Below are 13894 nucleotides of genomic sequence, written 5' to 3' on the forward strand. Positions count from 1 at the left end.
AAATGTGCTGCGAAGATAGGAGTTTGAAATGAAAACAGGAGCAAGAACTTTATTTTGACAGCTTTTCTACCATTGCATCCCTTGCATCACGCAAAAAACTGCTGGCAAAAATAAAGGAGTTCAGATTTTCATCCTTTGCGCTCAAAATATCGTTGTTGTTGCCTTCCCATGCTTTAACACCCTGGTGGAGAAAAATGATCTTTTCACCTATTTCCATCACACTATTCATGTCGTGGGTGTTAATGATGGTTGTCATATTGAACTCTCTTGTGATCTCAATAATAAGATCATCAATAATGATAGAAGTTTTTGGATCCAAACCGGAATTCGGTTCATCACAAAATAAATACTTCGGATTTAAAACAATGGCTCTGGCAATTCCTACACGTTTTTTCATCCCACCACTTATTTCACCAGGAAATTTTTTATTTACACCGGAAAGGTTTACCCTTTCCAGACAAAAATTCGCTCTATCCAGTTTTTCTTTTTTTGTTTCATAACTAAACATATTCAACGGTAACATTACATTTTCTTCCACGGTCATGGAATCGAATAAAGCAGATCCCTGAAATAACATACCAATTTCGCGGCGCAAAGCTTTTTGTTCTTCTCTGCTGAGAGCATAAAAATCGCGGCCATCGAAATAAACATTTCCTTTATCCGGTGCTATTAATCCGTTCATGATCTTCATCAGAACAGTTTTTCCGGAACCGCTGATACCTATCACCAGATTTGTTTTCCCGGCTTCAAAAACCGCAGTAACATCGTTCAGCACCTGCTGTTCGTTAAATGCTTTTGATATGTGTGAGATCTCGATCATAACAGTAAGGATACGATTACATAATCAGCCAATAAAACAAAAATGCAGCTATACACCACTGCCTGTGTGCTCGCTTTTCCAATTTCCACTGAACCGCCTTTTACATAATACCCCATATAACATGATATGGAAGAAATAATAAAGGCAAAGGCAAATGATTTGATGAACATTAATTGAACATCAAAAGGATTAAAATCCATTCGGATACCTCTGATATAATCCTCTATGGAATAAGTATCACCCAACGCAGTTGCAATATAACCTCCGCTGATTCCTGCAAAGGATGCAATGGCAACCAATAAAGGAATGGTAATAAAAGCACCAATCACTCTTGTGGCAATTAAATAACTTTCGGTGTTTACTCCCATGCTTTCCAATGCGTCAATTTGTTCGGTTACGCGCATGGAACCTAATTCGGAAGCGAGATTTGATCCTACTTTTCCTGCTAGGATCAGCGCTGTAAAAGTGGGTGCTAATTCAAAAATAATGGTATTCCGTACGATCAAACCAATGTAAGAAGCCGGCACAAAAGGTGTACCATATAGCTGATACGCAGTTTGTACCGCCGTTACGGCTCCAATAAATATGGAAACCAAAAACACGATAAATGCAGAGCCAACGCCAATATCGGTCATCTGACGGAACATCTCTTTCCAATACATTTCCCAACGCACTGGTTTGGAAAACATCCTCCGCAACATGATTAGATATTTGCCCAAATGTTCAAAAAGCCGGAATTCTAATTTCATTGGCGTAAATATAAGGATGAGGAATGAGTTATGAGTAATGAGATGGCACCGATTTAAGCATTGTAGTATAAGATCAATTAAAACGCTTCTCTAAAAGTAACATACAATCCGCTCTGTCCTTCACTTCCAAAAGCATAGTCCACACGTAAACTCAATTTATCTTCCGGCACAATAAATAATCTTCCACCAGCACCGATCGAATATTTTAATCCGCTGGCGGAAAAGTTGGAAAATTCGTCGGCTACTTCGCCAATTCCGGCAAAAATATTTACTGCAAAATATTTCCAAAAAGTTATACGATATTCTGATTGCAAACTCAAATAATTCTGATCGCGAAACCGGCCTTCAAAATTTCCGCGCATGTGTTTGTCGCCACCGAGCTCGGCAAGACGATTAAATGGAGGACTTCCGGGAACAAATATTCCGTAAAAATTAAATCCTAAAACATCATCCTTACCCATTTTATTAAACTGACTTATTTCCAATAAATAATCCACATAATTAAAATCAGATCCTAAAACTCTATTATGCACTACTCCCGAAACATCAATATTCATTCCTTCCAATGGGAAATAAATATTATCACGAGTATCGTAGGTAAGCCATAAACCAAGTCCTGTATTTCTGCCACCATCTTCACCAATAATTTCCTGTGTGCTGAAAAAACCGGTGGAGTCTTTATTATAAACCTTTGTGTTCTCGAAAAATGTTTTTACGCCTGCATAAAAATTTGGATGTATTAAACGTTGAGCATTAAAATAAAAATTAAAATAATCAAAGTCATATTTTTCCCTGTCCTCTTCCAAAGTATAATTGCCAATCCCAAAAAAATGATCGGGATATTCGAAATAAGAAATGGAATAATTAAATTTATATAAATTATTTTTATAATAAGAGTCGCCGCTGAAATTGCTTTCTATTTGTTTGTTTAAAGTATAAACAGCTACTAATTTTAGTACTGCGGGATTTGTTTCCGGATATTTTTTTGAGGGAGGTAGATAATACACACAACCGGCACCGAAATATAATCTTGTTTCAGGAGTATAACCAACAACGGGGGATGGAAATATTTTTCCTTTCCTTTCTGTATGGGATGTATCGGGAACTACTGGTTCCACTTGTGCAGTTAATGTAAATGGAATACAGTACAAAAAAATACCCATTGCATAAATTGTGATAAATTTCAAATTGCGGATTTTTAATATCAGATGCAGTAAGGTTTCCTCTGTGTTGCGCATAACTGGTTTTCAGGAATGGATCAATTAACGTATTTTTTTATTTTTAAGTCTGATGAATTTATGATTTCGGGTGCAAAATTGATGTTTTTTGATGAAATCGACGTTAAAATTTAAGAAAATGCAATATCGGACAGATAAATTGGGTATAATTGTAGTATGAAAACTCAATTTTTAAATACAATTATTTTTTGCCTGATTTTTAATTTCTCCTGCAAATTCTTACAATCTCAAAGTGTTTTTCCTGGTTTCGCCGATTCTCCACAATGGAATGTAAGTCAAACATTTTGGTTGGATACTGAAATAGTACAGTATAAATTTTCATCAGATACTCTCATGTGCGGTAACACTTATTCCAAGTTTGAAGATTATTACGATTATTATTTCCGGAGTTCAGGGAATAAAGTCTATATGCGAGAAAAAAATAATTGCAGCGACCCAGAATATGTGATTTATGATTTTGGATTGGAGGCTGGCGATACCATGACTCTTGAATTTTTTGGCGGAGAGGATTTTCCAACCGCAATGGAAGTTGAAAGCGTTGATACAATCAATTATTTTGGTGTTGACAGAAAAACGTTAACCATTAATTATGATCGATGTGGAGGAGAAATGGGTGAATTTGATACAGCAACTATGCAATGGATAGAAGGCATTGGATCGGATACACATCCCTTCTATGCTATTTTTTGTTATTGTGATGGTTGTGAGTTTTGGTCAAATTTGGTTTGTTACGACTCATCCGGAGTTCAATTATACGGAACTCCTGATGTGGATGCATGCGATATCATTATTGATGTGCCAACTCTGACAAGTAAATCTCCAAAAATTTTCCCAAATCCTGTCTCAGAACTACTGTTTTTTGAACCCGGAAATTCAGCCGAATATTTCTATAATATTCGTTCAATAACCAATAATACAGTGATGAAAAACAGCACTTCCGGACCTCTGGAGCTCAATGTAGAAAGGCTCTCCCCCGGAATCTATTTTTTTGAGTTGTTGAATGTGGCGGGACAAAGAATAGCCTCTGAAAAATTCGTCAAACTCTGAGCCCAAAATCTTTCCAAACAACTTTCTCACATTCTTTTGATTTCCGCGCCCTAACTTCTATCTTTGCGCCCGAAATCAAAAAGGTCCTCTTAAATTATATATAATGCAAGCAATTGGTAAAATTACACAGATCATCGGCGCGGTTGTCGATGTTGCTTTTAAAGAAGGAAATCTTCCTGAAATTCTGAATGCCCTGGAAGTGCGCCGTGAGAACGGTGATGCGCTTATTCTTGAGGTGCAGCAGCATCTTGGGGAGGATAGTGTTCGCACTATCGCCATGGATTCTACCGACGGTCTCGTTCGCGGAACTGTAGTATACGATCTTGGTTCTAATATCTCCATGCCAACAGGTGTTGAGATCAGAGGGCGTTTATTCAATGTTGTTGGAAAGGCTATTGATGGTATGCGTCAGGTTAAATCAGAAAAACAGGCGCCAATTCACCGCAAACCGCCTTTATATGAGGAACTTTCGACTGAATCTGAAGTACTTTTTACAGGTATTAAGGTAATCGACCTTATCGAACCTTATGCAAAGGGTGGTAAGATCGGACTTTTTGGAGGTGCAGGGGTTGGAAAAACAGTATTGATTCAGGAATTGATCAACAATATCGCCAAAGCATACGCTGGTATGTCGGTTTTTGCCGGTGTTGGTGAAAGAACTCGTGAAGGAAATGACCTTTTAAGAGAATTTATTGAATCAGACGTAATTCGTTACGGGACTGAGTTTAAACATAGCATGGAAGCAGGTGGATGGGATCTGAGCAAGGTAGATTATGCGGAAATGGAAAAATCGCAGGCAACTCTTGTTTTCGGACAAATGAACGAACCACCGGGAGCACGTGCACGTGTGGCTTTATCCGGATTAACGGTAGCTGAGTATTTCCGTGACGGAGATGCAAATGATGCTAAAGGAAAAGACATTTTATTCTTTATTGATAATATCTTCCGTTTCACACAAGCAGGTTCTGAGGTTTCGGCTTTATTGGGTCGTATGCCTTCAGCGGTGGGTTATCAGCCTACACTTGCTACGGAAATGGGTATCATGCAAGAGCGTATCACATCAACAAAACGCGGTTCTATTACTTCCGTTCAGGCGGTTTACGTTCCTGCGGATGACTTAACAGATCCGGCTCCTGCAACAACCTTCAGTCACTTGGATGCAACAACAGTATTAAGCCGTAAAATTGCCGAGTTGGGAATTTATCCTGCGGTGGATCCACTGGATTCAACTTCAAGGATCTTAACTGCCGACATCGTTGGTGCTGAACATTACAATTGCGCACAAAGAGTAAAAAGTACCTTACAGCGTTATAAAGAATTACAGGATATCATCGCCATCCTCGGTATGGATGAGTTGAGCGAGGAAGATAAATTAGTAGTGAGTCGCGCTCGTCGTGTTCAACGTTTCTTATCTCAACCATTCTTCGTTGCAGAACAATTTACAGGTCTTAAAGGTGTATTGGTTCCGATTGAAGAAACTATCCGCGGATTTAATATGATCATGGATGGTGAAGTGGATGAATATCCTGAGGCAGCCTTCAACCTTGTAGGAACAATTGATGATGCGATTGAAAAAGGTAAAAAATTAATTGCTGACGCTAAGAAATAATAGTAAAAGAAAAAAGTATGCAATTAGATATTCTTTCTCCCGACAAAAAAATATATTCAGGTAATGCTGATGGCGTTTTAATGCCGGGAATTACAGGCTCTTTTGAAGTATTAAACAATCACGCCCCAATGATCGCCGCATTAGGAAAAGGAAAAATGCGCGTGCGTGTTGGGAAAACAGATACCGTATACCAGATCACCGGCGGTTTTGTGGAAGTGCTCCATAATAATGTGAGTGTACTTGTAGAAGGCGCGAAAGAAATTTAATTTCAGTTTAAATAATATTGAAACCTCCGAAGGATGATCTTTCGGAGGTTTTTTAATTGTGGCAACTTTAAAAAAAGTAGCCACGAACCCGCCCCCCCCCCCCCCCGGGGGGGGGGGGGGAAAGAAAAAGGGGGGGGGGGGGGGGGGTTCTGGGCCCGCGGGGGGGGGGGGGGGGGGGGGGGGGGGGGGGGGGGGTGTTTTTTTTTCTTTTTTTTTTTTTTTTAATTTTTGGTGTTTTTTTCTCCCGGGGGGGGGGGGGGGATGGGGGGGGGGGGGGGGGGGGTTTTTTTTTTTTTTTTTTTTTTTGATTTTTAATTTTATTTGTTCCCCACAGAGTTACGCGCAGCGAACTCTGTGGACGGGTGTAATAATCATTTCTTTTTCAACGAACTTGCATATTCAAAACTTAATTTAAAATATTTTTTAAATGCCTTCTTATCATACAATAGCTCCTCCGGCACTAAAACATATTCTTTCATTACCACACCATGCTGCACAGAAAGTTGTGATTTATATTTTTTAATAAATAATTCTCTTTCATTCTCCGGTAAACGAATACTCAATTCACCTTCCTTCGATAAAAAACTAAACATATTTCCATTTACGGATGTATAGGGCAAAGTTTTTCCCTTTCTTTCTATTTCAGGAAACAACTCAATTATTTCATCATACAATTTTAGTTGTTCTGAAATATCCTGTTCGTTTACTTTTTTCGCTGCCATGTTGAAAGAAGATTTTCCCCCAGAGTCACTGCCACGAAGTAAAGCTCCTTCGTCGCTTACTACGTGGCTTAAAGGGATTCTGTGGGAAGGCGGTCGTGATCGCAATTCCTTCTATAAAACCTCATTGCAATCCATTATTTAATCTCAAACTTCCCAAAAACCTCATATCGAATTTTTATTTTCTGATAGGTTAGTTGCGATTGAAAATCAGCGAGTCCATCTTCAGCTATCATAAAATTTGAATTTGAATATTGACTATACCTTGCCTGAGGATAAACATTTTCATTTATTTCCTGTAATAAAATAGGACTCCCAATTGTTTCCCCAATTGCAGTAACCATTTTTGTCGCTTTATCCTTCGCAGCTTTTGTTGCATTCACTTTGGTCTCCATTCTGTATTCTTCAATTTTTGAATGGCTTACCTTGCTTATAAAAACATCAGTAGCTTTTATCGCACCCATTGCATCATATACTTTTATCACTGTTGCAGCATCTGCAGTTAATATGGTATAACTTCGAGACAATAATGCATCATCCGATTTTAAAAAGCGATAATTAAAATTGCTTTCCGCGTCACTTAGAGAAATATTTTTTGCTTCAATCCCTATATTTTTTAATGCAGCAAACATGTCGCTTTCCAGTTTGTCGATGGTTATTTTATTTTTACCATCATACCTCTCTGTTACTACAACTGTAATGTAAATCTCATCAGGAATAATTTCCATCTCTGCAGAACCTGTCACTTCAATGTAAGGAGCAGGTTCGCAACAATTTTGTTGAGTGGAAGTAGTTTGGGAAGAAATAATATTCCAGGTAATAACCATGGATAAAAAAAAGAGTAAATTTTTCATAATAGTTAGAATTAAAATTTAGTAATAAATATTTTTCAGAACTGCTTTAAACGCGTGGAAACCCATCGATATTGTTTTTAGATGGAGGTGACGCTAGTGTAAAACAATATTATGCCACTAAAGTAATCAAAACAAGAATAGAATTTAAAGCTCGATCTCTGCTATAGAAGAATTCAACCCTGCAAATATCCCAAATCCATGTACGATGTTTGAAAAAACTGTCACCGGTTCACCAAAGGGATTGTCCTGATTGCTCGCCTGTAAAGAGGAGGTGGAGATGTATTTATAATACGCCTCCGACAAATGATTTAAACGCAAAACAAACTTAGGATCAATAAAAAATTCCGTCGGGATTTCCAGCAAACTCAAGGTCATTGTTTTTTTTGTTTCTTCAAAGGTTATGTCGGTAAAAAACACCTCATCACAAAGTGTTACCATATCATCACCCTCGCCGCCAAATCCATAATCACCATCAAGTGTAAATACAGGATCATCCGTGGAAAAACAGGTATAAGTTTCGCTGAATGCGTCTTTATAATTAATCTTGAGTGAATAAAAATCTTCTCCTGAAGGATCGATAAAGGTGATCTGTATTTTGTAATGTGGCACTAAGGTGTCAATCACAAAAATATTACCCATCGAATCTATTGCGCTATATGAAACATGTACAAAAATGGTATCAATTATTTTAGCTTCTTCTATAATTACTTCTGAAGGAATACTTGTTTCGGCTGTAATTGTTTCTCTTCCCGGGGCACTCGCTTCTATTTTAAAATCATCTCCCGGTTGGGGATCTATGCTTGCAGCATCAATAAAATAATTTCCATCACCCAAGTGCACAAAATTTCCTATCAACTCTTCATTTTTATAAATATAAACTGCCGCTGTTTCCACTCTCACATTTTCAAATCCCACTGCCAGTGGATCCACACTTAATGATATGGTCATATTCCCAACACTATCAGGCTGAATAAAAGAATTCACCACTAATTTGTTTTCCTGTGTCTCCACCTCAAAATAAACCACCTTCTCGCACGACGAGAAAATGAGTATCGTGATTATTATGGAAAGGGTTTTTTGATATAGGTTCATTTTTTAATTATTGTTTTTGTCATTAGTCAATAGTCATTAGTCAGGAGTCATTAGTCAGGAGTAAAATCTTCATTTGGCGATGACGCAACTCATAACTCATTTCGTGAATCGTGAGGCGTGAATCGTGAGTATAAATCCGAGTAGGATCAAACTCATTACTCCCGTCCGACCGAGTCATCCGGGCGGGCATAACTCATTACTCATTTTCCCATCGTTAACGCCCATTCTCAATTCTCAATTCTCAACTCTCAACTCTCAACTCTCAACACTCCATTGTCTTAGAATTTAAATTCATAACTCACACTCGGAATTATCGGAAACAAACTCACCTGTTTATAATTATTTTTATTCGTGATATAATCGTATTGCTGATAAATAAAAAACGGATTTAAACGATTGTATAAATTATATGCTCCGAAATTCCAGGTTCTTTCACCCCATTTTTTTTCTTTGTGGAAGGATGCATTTACATCCATACGATGATAATCGTTCATGCGATATCCGTTTCTTCCTTCGTATGCATAGATCACTTCATTAAATACACCTTCATATTTTGCAATCGGTAAACTTATCGGTTGTCCCGTAGAATAAACCCAGGTTCCCGAAAGATCAATGTGATCATTTAATTTATAAATAACAGCTATCTCAAAATCATTTCTTCTATCGTATTTATATGGAAATACTTCTCCGAGATTAATGGTAGGAAATTGACGGTTGCTCCACGATAAAGTATATCCAACCCAACCCGTTAATTTGCCATTTCGTTTTTGAACAAATAATTCAGCACCATAAGCCTGTCCCTCACCAATTTCCACTTTATCTTCCCAGCCCTTTAATCCTTCAAATAAATAATTGGCTCCGTCTTTATATTCGATGATGCTGTTCATCTTTTTATAATATCCCTCCACACTCACTTCATAATTCTTTTTAAATACATAAGCAATTCCGATCGCAGGTTGAAATGCTCGCTGCGGCGCAACGGTATCCGTGGCAGGAACCCAAAGGTCGGTTGGCAAACCAATTCCGGAGTTTGTGAGCAAATGAATGTATTGCGTCATGGTACTGAACGACGCCTTTAAAGAAAGATCATTATTAATAAGATATCTCGCACTAATTCTCGGCTGTAGCGATTTATAAAAAACTTCTTCCACCAAAAAAGCAGAGGCGTGTAATCCGCCGTTCATTTTTAATTTATCATTTACTTCCCAGTCATCTTCAATATAAAGATCTAATTCGGTAGCATAAATATTTTCCGAGGCAAGTTCAAATCCCTCCGTAAAAATATCGATATCATCCGATTCAAATTGAGTTGCTCCCGGTTGAAAGGTGTGATATGTTATTCCCGCTCCGAATTTTAAATAATGTTTAGGTGTGGGAATAAAATCAAAATCATATTTTAAACTCCAATCATAAATTCCCGAAAAATATTCAAATCCAAAAAAGGAATTTGTTCCATCTTCATTCTCATCATTGTAATTGCTGTAAATATCAAATTTATAATCGGTAAAAGTTGCTGTGAGATTGCTGAATACCTTATTGGAAAAAACGTGATTCCATCTCGCCACCGCAGTTGCATTTCCCCAGAACAAACCATTTGCTTCTGTGCGATAACTATCTTCATCATATTGATATTCATTATTGAAATATGCTTTATCTCTTCCAAAATATCCACTCAGATATAATCTGTCCTTATCCGAAAATTTATGATTTATTTTAGCATTAAGATCATAAAAATAATATCCTGAAACTCCATCGCCTTCACTTTGAGCCTGAATAATTGGTCGCGTTATTAAATCGATATACGTTCTTCTTCCCGAAACCATGAACGAGGTTTTCCCTTTAACAATGGGACCTTCGAGAGTTAAGCGCGATGCAATTACACCAATAGATCCTTCTCCGTGAAATTCATTCATATTTCCTTCTTTCATTCTGATATCAATTACACTGGATAATCTTCCGCCGTAACGCGCGGGAAATCCTCCCTTAATAAGTGTAACTTTATTTATTGCATCCGAATTAAAAACGGAAAAGAAACCGAATAAATGGGAAGCATTATAAACAGGAACTCCATCCAACAAAATTAAATTCTGATCTGGTGAACCTCCGCGAACAAATATTCCGCTGCTTCCCTCACTTCCTCCTGAAACACCAGGTAATAATTGTAATGTTTTTAATATATCCACTTCTCCCAAAAAGGCTGGCAAAGCTCTTATCTGTTCAATTGGAATTTCGATCGTACTCATCTGCGTGCGTTCCTGAAATTGTTCCGAATTGTTTTCCGCACTTATCACAACTTCCTCCAAAACATTTGAAGAAATAAGATCAATATTGATAATAGTATCCTGTTGAAGAAAAAATTTTATTTTTTGCGGTGTAAATCCAATATAATTAAAATTCAATATAACAGTATCCCTTGGCAGTGTTAAACTGTAAAAACCATATTCATTAGAAATAGTACCATTAAAATCTTTACTGTTAAATACCGTAGCGCTTAAAAGTCTTTCACCCGAATTTTTATCACTCACATATCCGCTTATAGTGAAACTTTGTGCATGGAAATTCCAAATGATCGAAATAAACAAAATTGCAGTAAATACAATTTTCCTGAATGTGCCTGAATTCATGGTGTGAAAGTAATAGTTTGAACTAATATTTTATTAGGGTAATACAAATGGTATCTAAATATTATAAATTGCTGACAATTCCTTTCATCAACAAAAATGGCCGGTACCTTTTAAAATTGATACCAGCCATAGTTTAAAGTTTAAATTGGGTTATAAATTAAGATACTCCTCATTATAATCCTCCATAATATCGTTCACATTGCATTCTACTTGATAAATGGCATCTAATATTAATTTTTCATCACCGGGAAACGGAACGGGTTTGCCACCTATTTTTTCTTTCGATTGCTGACTTAATGCATCATAATATCCGGTAGCAGTCGCGTAATAGTTTCTAAAAATTGTTTCTCCTTTCACAGCAATAGAACGTATCACCTTACCCGATTCATCCAGATAAAGCAATTCCCCGCTTACTGCGGCAACCTTTTCCTGCCAGGTTTCTGTAACATATGCAGTTACGGTTTTATAATCAGGCACTTTGATAGGGTTTCCCAAACTATCCTTTACCATATTTCCCTCAACATCATACACAAATTCATAACCATCTATAATTTCTTTGCTTTCTGCGTATTGATTGTTGGTGACCTTTTCAGGATAAGCCTCCACATACTTAATATTGACCTTCACCGTAAATTCAATGGCCGATTCGGGCATTTTGGTGTGAATTACATACCAGCTGCCATATGGATCGCGCACCTCAATTTCAGTTAAGGCGTGTGTAACAGCATAACTCAAAGTGGAATTAGTGGCATTTTTAACTGTAAACAATACATCACTGGTTCCTTGTGTTTTTGCCACCTTAAGAAGATCGTCCACATCTTTATAGGTATCGTAATACTCATTGATCTTTTGTAACTCATAATAAGCCTCACGAGATTTATGTACGTCTTTACTCGCAATTTTTTGAGTGGCATCAGCATACCAATAGGCTGCGGCGTTCTTTTTGGCGGTGTTCAGACCGTCAACCGCGTTTGCAAATTTGAATTCGGCATCGCGTTCCTCTGTACCTAAGTAAATGGGCAAAAGGGGTTGTATTTTATTTTGACGACGATATACGGACTCATATAAGTTATAGATCTCTTCCCAACGATCCGGACGACCTTCCTTATTTAACATTTCAATCATGGAAAGGTCTTCATTGTTTGCTCTGTAAAATGCTTCCTCGAGAATCAGAATATATTCTGCCTTATCGGGATTGTCGATCAGTTTTTTTACACAGATATCTATTGCTTCATCGTAATTCCCTTTTCGGAATTCCTTTTCTGCAACCTTACAACCTGAACTTAAAATTAAAACTAAACCTAAAACGTAAATGGATTTTTTCATGTTTCCTCCTGTTTTCAATGCTATATATTAAATATTATGCCATCTGTTAAATGATATATTGCGCAAAAATGTTACATCAGTGTGTATAAATCAGAAAATATAGTTTAGACGCGTTCTAAACAGTGTGTAATGCCCTGCTATAAGCCTTATCCAGCGCGAATTTCAGATAGTTGCACGTATGTGAAAATATTTTTAAAAGAATTGTTAAACTATTGACATTTGATATTTAGTTTTGCACGGGTTTAAAAAACCCACTATTACCTTAACCAAAAAACCAAGGACTGTGCTGCATAAGAAGCCGACGACTATCACACGCCTCCTAACCTGTATAATATTAGTTACGTTTTTATTTACTGCAAACCAAGCATTTGCGGGAGTAGCGGAGGGAAAAACCTTATTTCAGGAAAAATGTAAGCAGTGTCATGCCGTTGATAAAAAAATGACCGGTCCTGCTTTACAAAATGTAAAGACCAGATGGTCCGATTCCACTAATCTTTACAAATGGATCAAAAACTCACAAGGGTTTTTGGGCACTGGCGATAAATATGCAAATGCATTATTTAAGGAATACAACAGTGTGATGCCTGCATTCCCAACTTTGACAGATGGTGATATCACGGATATCCTGGCATTTATAGATGAAGAGGCTATCAGATTAGCAACTTTAGCAACCACAACTTCAGGTCCGGTTACCACAGAAGCTAAAAAAGACAACTCCACGCTATATTGGATTTTGATCATTGCCTTATTATTTATTGCATTAATTCTCGGGCGTGCAGTTCGATATCTCGACGGTTTAGTTCGCCAGAAATATGAAGAAGGTGAAAGAGATAAGACCCCGATCTGGAAACAAAAAAAATATCGCCCTTTAGTAGGGATAGTTGGACTTTTATTACTTGCATTTTTAAGTGTTGCTATGTGGGATAGTGCTTCTTCACTGGGCAGACAACAAGGTTATGCGCCGGAACAACCGATCGCATTCTCACATAAGGTTCACGCAGGTATCAATAAAATTGACTGTCGCTATTGTCACGTTGGTGCAGAAAGAGGCAAAGCCGCCGTTATACCTTCCTTAAGCGTTTGTATGAATTGCCACTATAATATTCAGGGAGTTACCGGAACAGATCCAAATTACCCTAAGGCAATTTACGATAAAGAGATCGCTAAAATTTATTCTTATATCGGTTTCAATACAGAAACCATGAAATATGAAAAAGAACCCGTTCCGATCGAATGGACCAAGATTCACAATCTGCCAGACCACGTTTATTTTAATCACTCACAACACGTAAAGGTTGCAGGTTTGGAATGTCAGACTTGTCACGGTCAGATTCAGGAAATGGATGTTGTTCAACAAATGGAAAATCTTTCCATGGGATGGTGTGTGAATTGTCACAGAACTACAAATGTAAATTTCACTACCAATGAATTTTACAAACCTTACGAAGTATTACATGAAAAATTAAAGAACGGCGAAATGGATGCCGTTAAAGCGGAAGATATAGGCGCAACGGAATGTCAGAAGTGCCATTATTAAATAATTTATAATT

At 37.4% G+C, this 13894-nt stretch carries 12 protein-coding genes; 4 read left to right on the forward strand and 8 right to left on the reverse strand.

Annotated elements, in window-relative coordinates; all coding sequences use genetic code 11:
* Positions 1-49: 49 nt before the first annotated feature.
* The 3 genes from IPI31_06665 to IPI31_06675 form a co-directional block, all read right to left on the reverse strand.
* Positions 50-820, reverse strand: coding sequence for an ATP-binding cassette domain-containing protein (locus IPI31_06665; GenBank protein ID MBK7567497.1), 771 nt, complete (start codon positions 818-820; stop codon positions 50-52).
* Entirely contained in the window at positions 817-1569 is a 753-nt protein-coding gene (locus IPI31_06670) for an ABC transporter permease (protein MBK7567498.1), read from the reverse strand. Before IPI31_06670 ends, IPI31_06665 begins: the two co-directional genes overlap by 4 nt.
* A gap of 77 nt (positions 1570-1646) precedes the next feature.
* A complete protein-coding gene (locus tag IPI31_06675) occupies positions 1647-2756 on the reverse strand; it encodes a BamA/TamA family outer membrane protein (protein ID MBK7567499.1) in 1110 nt (369 codons plus the stop codon).
* A gap of 207 nt (positions 2757-2963) precedes the next feature.
* On the opposite strand from IPI31_06675, the gene IPI31_06680 reads away from it, so the two are divergent.
* The 3 genes from IPI31_06680 (at position 2964) to atpC (ending at position 5729) form a co-directional block, all read left to right on the forward strand.
* Positions 2964-3854, forward strand: coding sequence for a T9SS type A sorting domain-containing protein (locus tag IPI31_06680; protein ID MBK7567500.1), 891 nt, complete (start codon positions 2964-2966; stop codon positions 3852-3854).
* Between the two features lie 103 nt (positions 3855-3957).
* Positions 3958-5463, forward strand: a complete 1506-nt coding sequence (locus IPI31_06685; GenBank protein ID MBK7567501.1) for a F0F1 ATP synthase subunit beta — start codon at positions 3958-3960, stop codon at positions 5461-5463.
* Between the two features lie 17 nt (positions 5464-5480).
* Complete coding sequence (gene atpC / locus IPI31_06690) at positions 5481-5729, forward strand: ATP synthase F1 subunit epsilon (protein ID MBK7567502.1); 249 nt, start codon at positions 5481-5483, stop codon at positions 5727-5729.
* Between the two features lie 371 nt (positions 5730-6100).
* Here the strand turns inward: atpC and IPI31_06695 are convergent, their stop codons facing one another.
* The 5 genes from IPI31_06695 to IPI31_06715 all read right to left on the reverse strand — a co-directional run bounded on the left by IPI31_06695 (position 6101) and on the right by IPI31_06715 (position 12344).
* Positions 6101-6451, reverse strand: a complete 351-nt coding sequence (locus tag IPI31_06695) for a hypothetical protein (GenBank protein ID MBK7567503.1) — start codon at positions 6449-6451, stop codon at positions 6101-6103.
* Between the two features lie 134 nt (positions 6452-6585).
* A complete protein-coding gene (locus IPI31_06700) occupies positions 6586-7302 on the reverse strand; it encodes an SIMPL domain-containing protein (GenBank protein MBK7567504.1) in 717 nt (238 codons plus the stop codon).
* A gap of 144 nt (positions 7303-7446) precedes the next feature.
* Positions 7447-8394, reverse strand: coding sequence for a DUF4249 domain-containing protein (locus IPI31_06705; GenBank protein ID MBK7567505.1), 948 nt, complete (start codon positions 8392-8394; stop codon positions 7447-7449).
* A 278-nt stretch (positions 8395-8672) separates the two neighbouring features.
* Positions 8673-11018 carry a TonB-dependent receptor gene (locus IPI31_06710; protein ID MBK7567506.1) on the reverse strand — a complete coding sequence of 782 codons (2346 nt, stop codon included), beginning with the start codon at positions 11016-11018 and terminating at the stop codon, positions 8673-8675.
* Between the two features lie 150 nt (positions 11019-11168).
* Complete coding sequence (locus IPI31_06715; protein ID MBK7567507.1) at positions 11169-12344, reverse strand: hypothetical protein; 1176 nt, start codon at positions 12342-12344, stop codon at positions 11169-11171.
* A 283-nt stretch (positions 12345-12627) separates the two neighbouring features.
* On the opposite strand from IPI31_06715, the gene IPI31_06720 reads away from it, so the two are divergent.
* Entirely contained in the window at positions 12628-13881 is a 1254-nt protein-coding gene (locus IPI31_06720) for a c-type cytochrome (GenBank protein ID MBK7567508.1), read from the forward strand.
* The last annotated feature ends 13 nt before the right edge of the window (positions 13882-13894 follow it).

It is taken from the genome of Bacteroidota bacterium (genome assembly GCA_016706865.1).
In the GTDB taxonomy this organism is placed as follows: Bacteria; Bacteroidota; Bacteroidia; order Chitinophagales; family BACL12; genus UBA7236.